17 protein-coding genes are annotated in these 15349 nt (G+C 56.6%); 6 read left to right on the top strand and 11 right to left on the bottom strand.

Annotated elements, in window-relative coordinates:
• Window positions 1–59 precede the first annotated feature (59 nt).
• Entirely contained in the window at window positions 60–1265 is a 1206-nt protein-coding gene (gene dacC, locus BJ887_RS15005; RefSeq protein WP_020884884.1) for a serine-type D-Ala-D-Ala carboxypeptidase, read from the top strand.
• A gap of 52 nt (window positions 1266–1317) precedes the next feature.
• Here dacC and deoR read toward each other — a convergent pair whose 3' ends face one another.
• The 3 genes from deoR to BJ887_RS14990 all read right to left on the bottom strand — a co-directional run bounded on the left by deoR (window position 1318) and on the right by BJ887_RS14990 (window position 3488).
• A complete protein-coding gene (gene deoR, locus BJ887_RS15000) occupies window positions 1318–2076 on the bottom strand; it encodes a DNA-binding transcriptional repressor DeoR (protein WP_014169292.1) in 759 nt (252 codons plus the stop codon).
• 67 nt (window positions 2077–2143) lie between these two features.
• Window positions 2144–2752, bottom strand: a complete 609-nt coding sequence (gene ybjG / locus BJ887_RS14995; RefSeq protein WP_121340062.1) for an undecaprenyl-diphosphate phosphatase — start codon at window positions 2750–2752, stop codon at window positions 2144–2146.
• Window positions 2753–2759: 7 nt separating this feature from the next.
• A complete protein-coding gene (locus BJ887_RS14990) occupies window positions 2760–3488 on the bottom strand; it encodes a phosphatase PAP2 family protein (RefSeq protein WP_020884882.1) in 729 nt (242 codons plus the stop codon).
• Between the two features lie 168 nt (window positions 3489–3656).
• On the opposite strand from BJ887_RS14990, the gene BJ887_RS14985 reads away from it, so the two are divergent.
• Window positions 3657–4889: an MFS transporter gene (locus BJ887_RS14985; protein ID WP_059305489.1), complete on the top strand. Its 1233-nt coding sequence runs from the start codon at window positions 3657–3659 to the stop codon at window positions 4887–4889.
• 40 nt (window positions 4890–4929) lie between these two features.
• Here the strand turns inward: BJ887_RS14985 and BJ887_RS14980 are convergent, their stop codons facing one another.
• Window positions 4930–5742, bottom strand: a complete 813-nt coding sequence (locus tag BJ887_RS14980) for a Cof-type HAD-IIB family hydrolase (RefSeq protein ID WP_040017012.1) — start codon at window positions 5740–5742, stop codon at window positions 4930–4932.
• Complete coding sequence (locus BJ887_RS14975; RefSeq protein WP_121340061.1) at window positions 5732–6946, bottom strand: MFS transporter; 1215 nt, start codon at window positions 6944–6946, stop codon at window positions 5732–5734. Before BJ887_RS14975 ends, BJ887_RS14980 begins: the two co-directional genes overlap by 11 nt.
• Before the next feature lie 82 nt (window positions 6947–7028).
• Between BJ887_RS14975 and BJ887_RS14970 the strand changes: the two genes are divergently transcribed.
• Window positions 7029–7580: a TetR/AcrR family transcriptional regulator gene (locus BJ887_RS14970; RefSeq protein WP_121340060.1), complete on the top strand. Its 552-nt coding sequence runs from the start codon at window positions 7029–7031 to the stop codon at window positions 7578–7580.
• Here the strand turns inward: BJ887_RS14970 and BJ887_RS14965 are convergent.
• From BJ887_RS14965 to BJ887_RS14945, 5 genes are all read right to left on the bottom strand, one after another.
• Window positions 7577–8353, bottom strand: a complete 777-nt coding sequence (locus BJ887_RS14965; RefSeq protein WP_121340059.1) for an SDR family NAD(P)-dependent oxidoreductase — start codon at window positions 8351–8353, stop codon at window positions 7577–7579. The genes BJ887_RS14970 and BJ887_RS14965 overlap by 4 nt on opposite strands.
• A gap of 117 nt (window positions 8354–8470) precedes the next feature.
• The gene (gene arsC, locus BJ887_RS14960; RefSeq protein ID WP_025204600.1) at window positions 8471–8902 is read right to left on the bottom strand and encodes a glutaredoxin-dependent arsenate reductase; all 432 of its coding nucleotides are present in this window, start codon (window positions 8900–8902) and stop codon (window positions 8471–8473) included.
• Window positions 8903–8914: 12 nt separating this feature from the next.
• The gene (locus tag BJ887_RS14955) at window positions 8915–10204 is read right to left on the bottom strand and encodes an arsenic transporter (RefSeq protein ID WP_047742408.1); all 1290 of its coding nucleotides are present in this window, start codon (window positions 10202–10204) and stop codon (window positions 8915–8917) included.
• A gap of 36 nt (window positions 10205–10240) precedes the next feature.
• Complete coding sequence (locus BJ887_RS14950; RefSeq protein ID WP_121340058.1) at window positions 10241–10561, bottom strand: metalloregulator ArsR/SmtB family transcription factor; 321 nt, start codon at window positions 10559–10561, stop codon at window positions 10241–10243.
• A 250-nt stretch (window positions 10562–10811) separates the two neighbouring features.
• A complete protein-coding gene (locus tag BJ887_RS14945; RefSeq protein ID WP_121340057.1) occupies window positions 10812–12497 on the bottom strand; it encodes an aspartate:alanine antiporter in 1686 nt (561 codons plus the stop codon).
• A 273-nt stretch (window positions 12498–12770) separates the two neighbouring features.
• Here BJ887_RS14945 and BJ887_RS14940 point away from each other — a divergent pair, with 273 nt between their 5' ends.
• Window positions 12771–13145 (top strand): inner membrane protein YbjM, encoded by a 375-nt coding sequence (locus BJ887_RS14940; protein WP_020884874.1) that lies wholly within the window; start codon window positions 12771–12773, stop codon window positions 13143–13145.
• A 30-nt stretch (window positions 13146–13175) separates the two neighbouring features.
• On the opposite strand, the gene BJ887_RS14935 is transcribed toward BJ887_RS14940, so the two are convergent.
• Window positions 13176–13445: a GrxA family glutaredoxin gene (locus BJ887_RS14935; RefSeq protein WP_014169305.1), complete on the bottom strand. Its 270-nt coding sequence runs from the start codon at window positions 13443–13445 to the stop codon at window positions 13176–13178.
• A gap of 182 nt (window positions 13446–13627) precedes the next feature.
• On the opposite strand from BJ887_RS14935, the gene nfsA reads away from it, so the two are divergent.
• Window positions 13628–14350: a nitroreductase NfsA gene (nfsA, locus tag BJ887_RS14930; protein WP_025204598.1), complete on the top strand. Its 723-nt coding sequence runs from the start codon at window positions 13628–13630 to the stop codon at window positions 14348–14350.
• Window positions 14351–14419: 69 nt separating this feature from the next.
• The gene (rimK, locus tag BJ887_RS14925) at window positions 14420–15322 is read left to right on the top strand and encodes a 30S ribosomal protein S6--L-glutamate ligase (RefSeq protein WP_020884872.1); all 903 of its coding nucleotides are present in this window, start codon (window positions 14420–14422) and stop codon (window positions 15320–15322) included.
• The last annotated feature ends 27 nt before the right edge of the window (window positions 15323–15349 follow it).

Below are 15349 nucleotides of genomic sequence, written 5' to 3'. Positions count from 1 at the left end.
TCGCTTCTTGCGACACGGTGATGTGACGTAATTTTTGAATGGACACTCGGGTGGCATTTATGACGCGAAAAATGACTTCTCTGCGCAGCCTGGCGGCAGGCTCTGCGCTCCTTTTCCTGTTTGTACCAACTCTCTACGCAGCGGAACAGGCTGCGCCCGAAGCGCCGCCTGTGGATGCGCGCGCCTGGATCCTGATGGATTATTCCAGTGGTAAAGTGCTGGCGGAAGGCAATGCGGATGAGAAACTTGACCCGGCAAGCCTGACGAAAATCATGACCAGCTATGTGGTGGGTCAGGCGCTGAAAGCGGGCAAAATCAAGCTTGACGATATGGTCACCATCGGGAAGGACGCCTGGGCGACCGGCAACCCGGCGCTGCGTGGGTCATCGGTGATGTTCCTCAAACCCGGCGATCAGGTGTCAGTGTCTGATTTGAATAAAGGGGTCATTATCCAGTCCGGTAACGATGCCTGTATTGCGCTGGCCGATTACGTTGCGGGCAGCCAGGACTCTTTTATTGGCCTGATGAATGGCTACGCGCAAAAACTGGGCCTGACCAATACCACCTTTAAAACCGTGCACGGTCTTGATGCGCCGGGTCAGTTCAGTACCGCGCGCGACATGGCGCTGTTAGGCAAAGCGTTGATCCACGACGTGCCGGATGAATATGCCATCCACAAAGAGAAAGAGTTTACCTTCAATAAAATCCGCCAGCCGAACCGTAACCGTCTGCTGTGGAGCAGCAACGTCAACGTCGACGGTATGAAGACCGGCACCACGGCCGGCGCGGGTTATAACCTGGTCGCTTCCGCAACTCAGGGTGATATGCGCCTGATCTCGGTCGTGCTGGGCACCAAAACCGACCGCATTCGTTTTAATGAATCAGAAAAATTGCTGACCTGGGGTTTCCGCTTCTATGAAACCGTCACGCCCATTAAACCGGATGCCACGTTCATCAGCCAGCGCGTCTGGTTTGGTGACAAGAGTGAAGTGAACCTGGGGGCGGGTGAAGGCGGGTCGGTGACCATTCCCCGTGGTCAGCTGAAAAACCTGAAAGCCAGCTACACCCTGACCGACAGCCAGCTCACCGCGCCGCTGAAAAAAGGCCAGGTGGTCGGGACGATTGATTTCCAGCTTAATGGCAAATCGATTGAACAGCGTCCGCTGATTGTGATGGAAGCGGTAGAAGAGGGCGGTTTCTTTAGCCGGATGTGGGACTTCGTCATGATGAAATTCCACGGATGGTTTGGCAGCTGGTTCAGTTAAGCCTCCATTGTCGGGTGGCATCGCGCCACCCGGTATGACCTCTGCACCTGACTCAGTACATCAACTTCACCTGCTGCGCTTTCGCGTAGGCCACGGTCTCTTCATCCGGACGGCAATCGCTGACGATGGCGTCAAAGCGCGACAGCTCACCCATTCTTGCCGGACGAACCTTGCCAAACTTGCTGTGATCGACCACCAGCACATGGTACTGCGCGGCGCTTAATGCCCAGTGCTTGACCGGCAACTCTTCCAGGTTAAAGCAGGTTGCTCCCTGACGGACAGTGACTCCTGCTGCGGAATAAAACGCGATATCCGGACATACGTTGCTGAGCGTATCCTGCAGATTCAGCGGCTTAAAGATGGCGTTGCTGGCGTGAAACTCACCGCCACAGAGGATCACCCGGCACTCGGGTTTCTCCTGCAGTGCCAGAAAGGTATTCAGCGAGTAACACACCGCCGTAAACGGGATGCTGCTGTCGATCGCTTCGATTATCCACGGCGTGGTGGTGCCGCAGTCAAAAAAAAGCGTCTGATGCGGCTGCACCAGCGAGGCCGCAAGCCGGGCGGCTTTGCGTTTCTCTTCCACCAGGCGCGTCTTTTGGTCGCTGATCAGATAATGGCTGGCGCTACGCGGCTCAAGCACAATGTACCCGCCCAGCAGCACGACAGGCGCGCTCTCGCTGTTCAGATCCCGGCGAATGGTCATCTCAGAGACCCCGAGGAGACTGGCGGCTTCCTTAAGATGAAGCTTATCACTGCGCTTCAGCGCCTGTATCAGCTGAGCAATGCGGTCATCGCGACGTGTTTCCATAGTTCCTCGGGATAAAAAAGTGAACCCCCGCAGGGCGGGGGTTCAAGTGTAACCTGTCAGGCTGGGGTTAGTCACGTATCCAGCCTTTGCGGATCGGGATAGCAAAAAGGGTGCGATACAGATAAGACAGGCCGCGGTAGAGCGCTTCACCGAAGAGATTCCACAGGATCGCTGCGCTGACGCAGCCGATGAGACCGACCAGCACCCCCCCCACCATATCCATCGGCCAGTGGACGCCGAGATAAACGCGAGACCAGGCGATAGCCCCGGCCACCACCATCAGCACCGCACCCGACCACAGACGATGCCAGAACAGGAAGGCCAGCGCGAAAGTAAAGATAACCGTCCCGTGATCGCTTGGGAACGAGTCATCCGGGGCATGGTGCAGGAAGGTATACCCCGCGTGGTCGACGAAGGGGCGGTCGTGCGGGAACGTCAGGCCCAGAATGTAGCTGACCAGCACGCTGATCCCGAGGGCCATCGCCATCTTAATTACCAGCTGGCGCTGCGCCTTCACCTGGCTTCTCGGCCCCCACAGCCAGAGGATCGCCGCCAGCACCGGCACGATACTGATCAGATCTTTTGCCAGGAAGGTGGCGAAATCAATCATCCACTCTGGCGAGGCCGGAGTGGCGTTGATGAGATAAAACAGCTGGTAATTCAAATTCTCTAACATAGCGTTGTCACTCTTTAGCAAACCAGGTGGAGACCAGACCGTAGACCACCAACTGGGAAAACCAGACCCACCACCCAGCCCACAGGTTGTGAGAGAAAAAATGCGCCCCGCGCATGACCTGGCCGTAACCCATCGCCAGACCTAAAGCGGCGCCCAGCACGACGAAGCACCAGGCAAGACGCGGACGCTCGCGCCAGAAGGCAAAGAACAGTCCCATCACCATAAAGCCGCTGGAGGCATGACCGCCGGGGAAACAGCGCCCCGGACCGCTGTCAGCGGGAGCGGCACTGAACAGCGGATAAGAAACGGCCTTACCGCCATACTCCACCAGATCCCACGGGCAGCTGTGATGGCTTATGCTTTTCAGTACGCCAACCACCAGCGCGCCAAGCCCCATCAGCAGCGCGGCCGTGACCAGTCTCGCATTGCGCCTGAACGCGCCATAAATGAGCGCAACAGCACCTGCGGCGATGGCGATGTACTTCGCCAGTCGATGGTTCAGCAGGTCCAGCAGGTGGTCTTGCTGCAGTGGAAAACGGTGAGCAGCCGCGTCATACCATAAACCGGTGATCCATCTGTCGAGCGTTTCATCGCGGGATAGCCAGGTAAACAGCACGGCAAGGGCTATCAGTATTAAAAGCTGATAACCATAAAAGCGGGGTGGTAGACGGTAAAGTCGTTTTGTCTTATTTGTCTGTAAGTTAGACAATTCTGAACGGCTGGAAGTGGGTGCCATAATCCGGAGTCGTTGACGAGAAATGGGGCTATCATAAATCTGTCAACTTAAGGAAACCTTAAACAAAGACGATATGTGCTTTATTTCTGTTTCTTCTGGATAAATCACTATCTCGGGCCAGGGCATTTCATTACACTCGTCGCGATTTTGTCACGATAAAGAGATTGCATGTTAAACCGTTCTTCTTCTGGTTCACGTCTGGGTCGTCAGGCGTTGCTTTTCCCCTTATGTCTGGTGCTCTACGAATTCTCTACTTACATCGGCAACGATATGATCCAGCCCGGCATGCTGGCCGTTGTCGAACAGTACAACGCAGGGATCGAATGGGTACCGACCTCCATGACCGCTTATCTGGCTGGCGGCATGTTTTTGCAGTGGCTGTTAGGGCCGCTGTCGGATCGTATTGGCCGTCGTCCGGTGATGCTGACGGGCGTGGTGTGGTTTATCGTGACCTGCCTCGCCACGCTGCTGGCGCAAAATATTGAGCAATTTACCCTGCTGCGCTTCCTGCAGGGGGTGAGCCTCTGCTTTATCGGTGCCGTCGGGTATGCCGCCATCCAGGAGTCGTTTGAGGAAGCGGTGTGTATCAAGATTACCGCGCTGATGGCGAACGTGGCGCTGATCGCGCCCCTGCTGGGGCCGCTGGTGGGCGCTGCCTGGGTACACGTTGCGCCGTGGGAAGGGATGTTCGTGCTGTTTTCCGTGCTGGCCGCCGTCGCTTTCTTTGGCCTGCACCGCGCGATGCCGGAAACCGCTACCCGTCTGGGTGAGAAACTGTCGCTAAAAGAGCTGGGCCGGGATTACAAAGAAGTGCTGAAGAACGGCCGCTTTGTGGCGGGCGCGCTGGCGACGGGGTTTGTTAGCCTGCCTCTGCTGGCGTGGATTGCCCAGTCGCCGGTCATTATCATCAGCGGCGAGCAGCTCAGCAGCTATGAGTATGGCCTGCTGCAGGTGCCGATTTTTGGCGCGCTGATTATCGGTAACCTGGTGCTGGCGCGTCTCACATCCCGTCGTACGGTGCGTGCCTTGATCATTATGGGCGGCTGGCCCATCGCTGCCGGGCTGGTTCTGGCGGCGGTCGCGACAGTGGTGTCGTCCCATGCGTATTTGTGGATGACCGCAGGATTAAGCGTTTACGCGTTCGGTATCGGTGTGGCGAATGCCGGACTGGTGCGCCTGACCCTGTTTGCCAGCGAGATGAGCAAAGGCACGGTGTCAGCGGCGATGGGCATGTTGCAAATGCTGATTTTCACCGTCGGTATCGAGGTGAGCAAACACGCCTACGCATTTGGCGGCAACGGTCTGTTCAGCCTGTTTAATCTGGCTAACGGCGTGCTGTGGGTTGGGCTTATCGTGGTGTTCCTGAAGGATAAACGCGTCGGGAATGCTTTACAGCCGTAAGCTGTTTTCCCTCTCCCGGCGGGAGAGGGCCATGGTGGCGTCAATGAAACGGCGCTTCGCCGTTCAACACCTTATCAATTATATCCAGCACGCCTTCGTCGTTATTGTGCGGGGCTTCAAAGCGCGCCACCGCCTTAATATGCGGCCTGGCGTTTGCCATCGCAAAGCTGAACCCTGACTGGCGCAACATTTCTACGTCATTCCCGCTATCGCCAAAAGCCACCACTTCGCTGTCGTCGATGCCCCAGCGCTTTTGCAGTATTCGCAGACCGTTGGCTTTATGCACCCCGGGGATGATGAGGTCGATACTGCCGTGGCCGGTCGTGACGGGCACCATAATGTCATTCAGCTTTTCGTGCAGCATCGCCTGAATACGCGGGATGTCGTCGTCAGAGACGTTAAGCCCAAATTTGAAGAAAATATCGTTCAGGTTGCTGAAATCACTCACCATTTCGAGACGGTGGTAGTACTTTGCCGCGATATCCTTAAAGCCGTCGTCATAGTGCTTCAGCGTATAGGCGCTGCTTTTTCCGCAGGCGATAATCTCAATGCCCGGCACATCGTTTAACACGGCGGCAACGGTGTCGAAGTGCGTCTTCGACAGTTCACCGTTAAAGACATCTTCCCCGGCGCTAACCACCCAGCCGCCATTTTCCGCGACAAACGCAATTTCATGGGCAATCTCCGGGAAAAAGGAAATCAGCTGGTAGTACTGGTTGCCGCTGGCAACCGCAAAGCGAATGCCTTGCGCTTTCATTCGTGCATATTGCGCCAGAAAACGCGGGCGGTTATAGGTTTTGGCATCGCTCAGAAACGTGCCGTCCATGTCGACGGCGATCAGTTTAACGCTCATATCCCTTCTCCAGTGTCGTTTGTTCCGTTTCCGGCTTCGCGACCGCGCGCGCTACCAGCGCTGCGATGATCACTAACCCTAACACCACCAGCATGGCGCTGCGCAGCCCGTAGTGCTCGCCGAGGAAGCCGAGCAACGGTGGCCCCACCAGGAAGGCGAGGTAGCCCGTGGTGGCCACCACGCTGACGCGGGTCGGTGCATCCGGGCCAGTGTCGCTGGCGGCTGAAATGGTGAGCGGGAAGCCAAGCGAAGCCCCCAGCCCCCAGAGGATCACCGACACGCCGGCAATCCAGTCCACGTCCACAAAGATGATCATCGCAATCCCCAGCCCGCCCAGCAGGGCGCTGGCACGCACCACCGCCACGCGGCTGTAGCGGTCAATAAACCAGCCACCGGTAAAGCGCCCGACGGTCATCCCGAGGGTGAAACCAGCGTAGATCAGGGAGCCGGAGGTTGGACTAAAACCGTGGCCGTCAACCATCAGCAGCGGCAGCCAGTCGTTAGCGGACCCTTCCGCAAAGGCCATCGCCAGCACCACCACGCCGATCAGCATCAGCTGAATGTCGCGGTAAAACGGTAGCCCTTTTTCCGCGGTGGCGTGTTCGTCAGAGCTGTTCTTGCCGGTGCCGTCAGGGATCGCCCGGATACCGGTCAGAATGGGGATAATACATACCAGTGCGGCCAGCAGAATATGCAGGTTCGCGGCGACACCCGAGGCCGTCAGCGCCATCCCCACACCCGCACCGGCCAGCGTGCCAAGGCTGTAAAAGCCATGCATCATCGGCAGTACGGTTTTATTCATCTCACGTTCAACCGATGCCCCTTCAACGTTAATGGCCACTTCAGCGGCACCGAAGCTGCCGCCAAACACCGTCAGCCCAAGGGCAAACAGCACCGGCGAGGCAAGCCACAGCGCCACGCTCAGCACCAGCATCCCGAACACGGCACAGCACATGGTGGTGCGGATGACCGCCCGTGTACCGAAGCGTTTGACAAGCCACGCGGAGCACAGAATACCGCTCATGGAGCCTATCGACAGGCCAAACAGCACGATGCCCATCTCGGCCGTTGAGACGGATAAAATATCGCGAATGGCAGGGGTTCGCGTAGCCCATGAGGCCATCAGCAGACCGGGAATAAAGAAGAACATAAACAGCGCCCACATGCGCAGCTGCAGGGTTCTACGGGGGGAGGTCAGAGTCATTGAAGTCAGCACCGGAAGTACAACAATAGCGACAACACTAGCAAGTTTGTGTACATTTGTACACAAACCACGTGGGGAATTTATGAGCAGAGCACCGAACGATCCTCAACGCCGGGAGAAGATCCTGCAGGCGACCCTGGACACCATTGCAGAGCACGGTATTCATGCCGTGACGCACCGGAAAATTGCCACCTGCGCGGGCGTGCCGCTGGGGTCGATGACCTACTATTTTGACGGTATGGAGTCGCTGCTGGAAGAGGCCTTTACGTGGTTTACCCGGCAGATGTCGCAGCAGTATCGGGATTTCTTCGCCGGCGTGACCGGGCCAGAAATGGCGTGCGAATCCATCACCACGCTGATCCACAGTTCGCAGGTCACGACGCCGCAGAATATGGCGCTGATGTACCAGCTCTATGCCTTTATGCACCGCAGTGCGGCGCTCAAAACGGTAATGCAGGACTGGATGAAGATGAGCCAGACCACGCTTGAGCAGTGGTTCGACCCGGTGACCACCCGCGCGCTGGATGCCTTTATCGAAGGGATGACGCTGCACTTTGTGACCGACAGAGCCCCGCTCACCCGGGAGGAGACCCGGGCGATGGTCGGCAGGATAGCGGGCGAGAGTGGACGTTAGATTGTGGTGGCGCCGGCCGTCATGTTCACCGTTGTTCCCGTGATGGCACCGGCTGCATCTGACGCCAGAAACGCGATGGTATCTGCCACCTGTTTCAGTGTGGGCAGGCGATTCAGCATCGTGCTCTGTGCCGCGCCCTCCAGAAACTGCTCCACGGTGATGCCCATCGCCTGCGCCTTGATGGCGAACAGGTCACCCACACCGGAACCGGCCTGAACCGCGTCGGCTATCGCATGCGAACGCACGCACAGGACACGAATATTCTTTGCCCCCAGCTCCGCCGCGAGCGCACGGGTTAACGCTTCCGTTCCCGCGCAGCCAACGATATGCCCGAGATGTCCCGGCATCGCCATATTTGCAGCCGGCGCAACGACGGTGATAAGCGTTCCGGCACGCTCACCGCCCATACGGGGTGCGACAGCTTTGGCGATGTTGAAATAGGCGGCCAGAAAAGGGTCGAACCCCTGTCTGAATTCACTGAGCGTTAATGCGTCGAGGCGTTTACCCTGGTCGTGCATAAAGCCCGTGGCATTCACGACGATATCAATGCCGGTAACGTCCGGGAGCGTCGCGTCGGCATCGAGAGCATCGAAAACAAACAGCCGGGCTGACCCGCCAGCGGCGTGAATGCGGTTAGCGACGTGCTCCAGCCTGGCCTGATCGCGTGCCGCGAGGTAGACCGTAGCCCCTTCACGGGCGAGCGCGTACGCAGCGGCGCTGCCAATAGCGCCGCTGCCACCAAAGATAACGGCGGTTTTATTTTTGAGACTCATACCTGCATCCCCTCACCAGCCCGGTCCATCAAATTATGGGTCGGGTGACGGCGGATGCAACTCCGCCACGGGGCAGGGTATGTGGCTCACAAGACTTACGGCATCACTATCAGCGAATTAGCTGCCGGAGATTTTTTTTCCGCTGGCGTCCACCACCGCTTCGCCATCTTCTTTCGTAAACGCTCCTTTCTGTGCATCAGGCAGGATATCGAGTACGACTTCGGAAGGGCGGCACAGGCGAGTGCCCAGCGGCGTCACCACGATCGGACGGTTAATCAGGATCGGATGCTGCAGCATAGAATCGATAAGCTGGTCGTCGGTAAACCGGTCCCCGGCGAGGCCCAGCTGTTCATAAGGTTCGACATTTTTGCGCAGCAAATCCCGCACGGAAATCCCCATCTCAGCAATCAGTCTGGTCAGTTCATCACGTGACGGTGGGTTCTCAAGGTACAGAATAATTTCGGGTTCAGTGCCGCTGTTGCGGATCATCTCCAGCGTGTTGCGCGAGGTGCCGCAGGCTGGATTGTGGTAAATGGTGATATGGCTCATATCCGTTACTCATTACAGTGTGAAGGAGAGACGTAACGCCAGCGCGGCGAGCGTCACAAACAGAACCGGCAACGTCATGATGATGCCTGTCCGGAAATAATAGCCCCAGGTGATCGTCATGTTTTTCTGCGCCAGGACATGGAGCCAGAGCAGGGTGGCCAGGCTGCCGATAGGCGTGATCTTCGGACCCAGGTCGCAGCCAATCACGTTGGCATAAATCATCGCGTCCTTAATCACACCCGATGCCGTGCTGCCATCGACAGAGAGTGCCCCAATCAGGACGGTCGGCATATTGTTCATTATGGATGACAGGAACGCCGTGATGAACCCGGTACCGAGCGTGGTGGCCCACAGGCCATGCCCGGCGAGGAGATTAAGAACCCCTGACAGATACTCCGTCAGCCCGGCATTGCGCAGGCCATACACCACCAGGTACATCCCCAGCGAGAAGATAACGATCTGCCACGGCGCGCCACGAAGCACTTTTCCCGTATTAATGGCATGCCCGCGCTTTGCAACGGCAAATAAAATCAACGCGCCTGCTGTCGCGATCGCACTGACCGGAATGCCGAGCGGTTCAAGTACAAAGAACCCGACAAGGAGCAGTAACAGAACAATCCAGCCCGTTCTGAAGGTTGGAAGATCGTTAATCGCGCGGGAAGGCTCGCGGAGTTTTGACAGGTCGTATGCTGGCGGAATGTCCTTTCGAAAGAACAGGTGCAGCATCACCAGCGTGGCCGCAATCGCGGCGAGATCCACGGGGATCATCACCGAGGCGTATTCGCTGAACCCCAGCGAGAAGAAGTCTGCCGATACGATATTGACCAGGTTCGAAACGATCAGCGGCAGGCTGGCAGTGTCGGCGATAAATCCAGCCGCCATGACAAACGCCAGCGTGGCCTGCTTGCTGAACCCGAGGGCGAGCAGCATGGCGATAACGATGGGCGTGAGGATAAGCGCCGCGCCGTCGTTGGCAAAAAGCGCCGCAACGGCCGCGCCCAGCAGAACGATATACGTAAACAGCAACCGGCCCTTGCCATTACCCCAGCGGGCCACATGCAGCGCCGCCCACTCGAAAAATCCGGACTCATCAAGCAGCAGGCTGATGATGATGACGGCGATAAACGTGGCCGTCGCGTTCCAGACAATATTCCACACCACCGGAATATCGTTAATGTGGATCACGCCGCTAGCCAGCGCCAGTACAGCGCCCATCGTGGCGCTCCAGCCTATACTTAACCCTCTGGGCTGCCAGATGACCAGCACCAGTGTAAACAGAAAAATTGCCCCAGCCAGAAACATCGTGAACTCCGTTATATCTGTTTTTATGAATATGTTTTAACACGCGCCCGGAAGACGGTTTTTCAGCTTTGTGCGGGTCTCTTCCCGCAAACAGTTCCAGCTGTTGTCAATCACGGTGGCAGCCCATGCCGGCATAGTGGGGGACAAACGGTAATAAACCCATTTCCCCTCCCGGCGATCGCTCACCAGCCCGGATTCACGCAGCAGCGCCATATGGCGCGATACCTTGGGCTGTGATGCAGCCGTGGCGGAACAGAGATCGCAGACGCACAGTTCCCCGGCTTCGCGCAGAAGCATGACGATGGACAGGCGGGTCTCGTCGGAGAGGGCTTTGAAAAGTTGGACCGGATGTAGCATCGGCTTTCCTGCGGTTGGTTATATATATGGTTAAGCATATATGTTTGGGTGGAAAGAGGGAAGGCGGAATGTTGAAGAGGGGAATTTCAGGCAACAAAAAACCCATCAACCTTGAACCAAAACGGCGGGGTTGATGGGCTCCACAAATTGGGGACATCAAAGAAAAGCAGTGGCAATAGTTATGACTGCCCCCTGATAAAAAAGTTCTGCGCGTAACGAAAATTTTTTCGTCGTGCGCAGAACTTAAGAGTTATCCGAGTCCAGGCCAGATGATGATGATCAGCGTACCTGCCAGCGTAAGCAGTACGTTAGCGATAGCGTAGGTGCCCGCATAGCCCAGCGCAGGAATATTGCTGCGTGCGGTATCACTGATAATTTCCATTGCCGGGGCGCAGGTACGGGCCCCCATCATTGCCCCGAAGAGCAGGGCGCGGTTCATGCGAAGCACATAAGCGCCGAACAGGAAGCAAATCACGACCGGTACCAGGCTGACGATAAGTCCGGAAACCAACATCTGCCAGCCAACAGCACCCAGGCTGTGGCCAATGCCGCTACCGGCGCTTAAGCCGACACCCGCCATAAAGACCATCAGACCAAACTCTTTCACCATATTGAGCGCACCCTGCGGAATGTAGCCGAAGGTCGGGTGGTTCGCTCGCAGGAAGCCCAGCATGATGCCGGCGAACAGCAGCCCGGCAGCGTTACCGATGCCAAAGCTAAAGTTACTGAACTGGAAGGTGATCATCCCGATCATCAGGCCAACGATAAAGAAGGCGCAGAAGGCCAGCAGGTCGGTGACCTGGCTGTGAATAGAGATAAAGCCGATGCGGTCCGCAACGGTTTTAACGCGTCGCGCATCGCCGCTGACCTGCAGAACGTCGCCTTTGTTCAGCACGACGTTGTCGTCAATTGGCATCTCAATCTGGCTGCGGATCACGCGGTTGAGGAAGCAACCATGATCGGTCAGCTTCAGCTGTGCCAGACGACGGCCGACGGCGTTATGGTTTTTCACCACAATCTCTTCGGTGACGATACGCATGTCGAGCAGATCGCGGTCAAACACCTCTTTACCGTTGCGGAAGCTCGGGTCGAGGCGGGCGTGGGCATCCGGGTAACCGACCAGGGCAATGTCATCGCCCATCTGCAGCACGGCGTCGCCGTCCGGGTTTGCCAGAATGCCGTTACGGCGAATACGTTCGATATAGCAGCCTGTCTGGCGGTAAATCCCCAGCTCGCGGAGGTTTTTCCCGTCCGCCCATGCAACCAGCTCGGGCCCAACGCGGTAGGCGCGAATCACGGGCAGATAGACTTTACGCTTGCTGTCGGTGTCCAGACCGCGTTCGCGGGCAATTTGCTGAGCGCTGGTCTGCAAATCCTGGTGCTGCAGTTTTGGCAGGTAGCGGGCGCCCACAATCAGGCTCACCAGACCAATCAGATAGGTCAGGGCATAGCCCAGGCTCAGGTGGTCGAGCGCGGTAGAGAGTTGCACACCGGCCATGCCGGAGTGGCGCAGAGTATCGCCTGCACCCACCAGCACCGGCGTGGAGGTCATCGAGCCGGCGAGCATACCGGCCGTCAGCCCGATATCCCAGCCAAACAGTTTACCCAGCCCTAAGGCGATCAGCAGCGCGCTGCCGACCATGACCAGCGCCAGCATCAGATAATTTTTGCCGTCGCGGAAGAAAATTGAAAAAAAGTTGGGCCCGGCTTCCACACCAACACAAAAAATAAACAGCATAAAGCCTAAGTTGAGCGCGTCCGTGTTAATGCTGAAATGCTGCTGGCCTAATAATAGTGAGACGACTAAAACGCCAATGGAATTACCAAGTTGAACCGAACCAAGGCGCAATTTACCCAGGCAAAGGCCCAGCGCCAGTACCACAAATAATAACAGGATGTAATTCCCATTTAACAAGTCTGCGACGTTTATATTCACGGAGGCTAACTTCTTGTTTACCAGTAAGTTGTTGAATGAAAGGACTTTTTGGGCTACTGTTTTCTGGGTCAGGGAAAGGCTTTAACGCTCCCTGTTTCCAGCTTTATTCCCTAAAACATTAGCTGGCGGTTAGTTTAATCGTATTAGCTACTGACAGCCACCTATTATCGCTTCACCCTGTGTGTACTTTGGCAAGGATTGCCGCATTGCTTTATCTGACTGGGCGTCTACCCGACGAAAGTGTATTTGATAGAGATAAGTCAGGAGGATAGTTTGAACATTAAACGAAACTGGGCGGGGGTGATCAGCTGCTTTTTGCTGTTCATTGTCGTTTGCATGTCCCTCGCTTTTAATGTGAAGGGGGCGTTCAGGGCGTCGGGTCATCCGGAGCTGGGGCTGCTCTTTTTCACCCTGCCAGGGGCTGCTGCCAGTTTTCTCTCCCGCCGGGGGGAAGTGGTGAAACCGTTACTGGGCGCAATACTTGCAGCGCCGCTGTGTCTGCTGCTGATGCGGTCACTGTATATTTCAACGCGAAGTTTCTGGCAGGAGCTGGCGTGGTTGCTGAGTGGCGTCTTCTGGTGCGCACTGGGAGCGCTATGCTTTTTGTTTGTCCACAGCATGTTGGCCCGGCGCAGACAGCACAAATAAAAACGCCCTCAGGGTGAGGGCGTCTTAGCATTACTGAGCGGCAAACAGGCCCAGATGTTCTTTAGCGTATGCTTCAAAGTCTGTGCAACCGCCGATGTGTTTCTGATCGAGGAAAATCTGCGGTACGGTTTCAACCGGTTTACCCACGGTTTTTTCCAGATCGGCTTTGCTGATCCCTTCCGCGTGGATATCAACATAACGGAAGTTAAAATCATCACGCTCTTCGGTCAGTTTCTCAGCCAGCTCTTTCGCGCGCACACAGTAAGGGCACCCTGGACGACCAAAAATTACTGCAAACATTTCTCTCTCCTCGAAAACAAGCCTGACGGCGAATGGGTCTATAGTGCCCGATAACCTGCCGTCATTAAAGAAGGTTTCGCCTGTCGTTATAATACCTCTCAGCTATGTTTCGCCAATTACATCGCGCGCATCATTGCCTATACTGGCTGCGATATGATTCACGCAAGACAAAGAGAGACAAGATGACGCCAACCATAGACCTGCTACGTTCCCATCGTTCAATTCGCCACTTCACCGACGAGCCGATAACGCCGGCGCAGCGTGAAGCCATTATTGACAGTGCAAGGGCGACATCCAGCTCCAGCTTCCTGCAGTGCAGCTCCATTATTCGTATTACCGACCCGGCAATGCGTGAACAACTGGTGACCCTCACTGGTGGACAAAAGCATGTGGCACAGGCAGCCGAGTTCTGGGTGTTCTGCGCCGATTTTAACCGCCACCTGCAGATCTGCCCGCAAGCCGAGCTTGGCCTTGCCGAACAGCTGCTGCTGGGTGTGGTGGACACCGCGCTGATGGCGCAAAACGCCTTCACGGCGGCGGAATCGCTGGGGCTGGGCGGCGTATACATCGGCGGGCTGCGTAACAATATCGAAAGCGTTACCGAACTGCTGAAGCTGCCAAAACATGTTCTGCCCCTGTTTGGCCTGTGCCTTGGCTGGCCTGCGGATAACCCGGACCTCAAGCCGCGCCTGCCTGCGGCGATGCTGGTGCATGAAAACCACTACCAGCCTGTCGATCAGGATGTGCTGGCGCAATACGATGAAGAGCTGGCGCACTACTACATGACGCGCGACAGCAATAACCGTCGCGATACCTGGAGTGACCACATTCGTCGCACCATCATTAAAGAGAATCGCCCGTTTATTCTCGACTATCTGCACAAACAGGGCTGGGCGACACGATAGCCCATTCATCCTGCGCCTGCCTGCGTGTATGATACGCAGGCTTTTTCCATGTCTTTAGAGAGGTGCAGGGTGAAAATTGCCATTTTGTCCCGGGATGGAACGCTCTATTCATGTAAACGCCTGCGAGAAGCGGCGGCAAAACGGGGGCATCAGGTTGAGATCCTCGATCCGATGTCCTGCTATATGAACATTGATCCTGCTGCCTCATCGATTCATTACAAAGGCCGTAAGCTCCCGCATTTTGATGCGGTTATCCCCCGCATCGGCTCCCAGATAACCTATTACGGCACGGCCGCGTTGCGCCAGTTTGAGATGCTGGGCAGCTATCCGCTCAATGAATCCGTTGCGATATCTCGCGCCCGCGATAAGCTCCGTTCGCTGCAACTGCTTGCCCGGCAGGGAATCGATCTTCCGGTTACCGGCATTGCGCATTCACCGGACGACACCAGCGATTTAATCGATATGGTGGGTGGCGCACCGTTAGTGATCAAGCTGGTGGAAGGCACTCAGGGCATTGGTGTGGTGCTGGCCGAAACGCGGCAGGCGGCGGAAAGCGTGATTGACGCCTTTCGTGGGCTGAATGCCCATATTCTGGTGCAGGAGTACATTGAAGAAGCCAAAGGGCGCGACATTCGCTGTTTTGTTGTCGGTAACGAGGTGGTTGCGGCCATCGAACGCCAGGCAAAAGAGGGCGACTTCCGCTCTAATCTGCACCGTGGCGGCGTGGCGAGAGTCGCGGATATCAGCGATCGCGAGCGTGAGATTGCCGTGAAGGCGGCGCAAACGCTGGGGCTGGATGTGGCGGGTGTTGATTTACTGCGGGCGACGCGCGGGCCGCTGGTGATGGAGGTGAATGCCTCACCGGGACTGGAAGGGGTGGAAAAAACCACCGGGGTCGATATTGCGGGTAAAATGATCTCATGGGTCGAGCGCCACGCAACGCCGGGCTACTGTCTGAAAACGGGCGGTTAAATGGATTACAGCGCACTTTTTGCGTAC

The organism is Enterobacter sp. WPR_3_1, assembly GCF_003635055.1.
GTDB lineage: Bacteria > Pseudomonadota > Gammaproteobacteria > Enterobacterales > Enterobacteriaceae > Enterobacter > Enterobacter ludwigii.
Note: the sequence above shows the minus strand (reverse complement) of the source record. Positions and strands in the feature narration are given on the sequence as shown.

Excerpts from the sequence above, each read along its gene's own strand:
- dacC (WP_020884884.1), top strand. The coding sequence starts at position 60 with ATGACGCGAAAAATGACTTCTCTGCGCAGCCTGGCGGCAGGCTCTGCG.
- deoR (WP_014169292.1), bottom strand. The coding sequence starts at position 2,076 with ATGGAAACACGTCGCGATGACCGCATTGCTCAGCTGATACAGGCGCTG.
- ybjG (WP_121340062.1), bottom strand. The coding sequence starts at position 2,752 with ATGTTAGAGAATTTGAATTACCAGCTGTTTTATCTCATCAACGCCACT.
- BJ887_RS14990 (WP_020884882.1), bottom strand. The coding sequence starts at position 3,488 with ATGGCACCCACTTCCAGCCGTTCAGAATTGTCTAACTTACAGACAAAT.
- BJ887_RS14985 (WP_059305489.1), top strand. The coding sequence starts at position 3,657 with ATGTTAAACCGTTCTTCTTCTGGTTCACGTCTGGGTCGTCAGGCGTTG.
- BJ887_RS14980 (WP_040017012.1), bottom strand. The coding sequence starts at position 5,742 with ATGAGCGTTAAACTGATCGCCGTCGACATGGACGGCACGTTTCTGAGC.
- BJ887_RS14975 (WP_121340061.1), bottom strand. The coding sequence starts at position 6,946 with ATGACTCTGACCTCCCCCCGTAGAACCCTGCAGCTGCGCATGTGGGCG.
- BJ887_RS14970 (WP_121340060.1), top strand. The coding sequence starts at position 7,029 with ATGAGCAGAGCACCGAACGATCCTCAACGCCGGGAGAAGATCCTGCAG.
- BJ887_RS14965 (WP_121340059.1), bottom strand. The coding sequence starts at position 8,353 with ATGAGTCTCAAAAATAAAACCGCCGTTATCTTTGGTGGCAGCGGCGCT.
- arsC (WP_025204600.1), bottom strand. The coding sequence starts at position 8,902 with ATGAGCCATATCACCATTTACCACAATCCAGCCTGCGGCACCTCGCGC.
- BJ887_RS14955 (WP_047742408.1), bottom strand. The coding sequence starts at position 10,204 with ATGTTTCTGGCTGGGGCAATTTTTCTGTTTACACTGGTGCTGGTCATC.
- BJ887_RS14950 (WP_121340058.1), bottom strand. The coding sequence starts at position 10,561 with ATGCTACATCCGGTCCAACTTTTCAAAGCCCTCTCCGACGAGACCCGC.
- BJ887_RS14935 (WP_014169305.1), bottom strand. The coding sequence starts at position 13,445 with ATGTTTGCAGTAATTTTTGGTCGTCCAGGGTGCCCTTACTGTGTGCGC.
- nfsA (WP_025204598.1), top strand. The coding sequence starts at position 13,628 with ATGACGCCAACCATAGACCTGCTACGTTCCCATCGTTCAATTCGCCAC.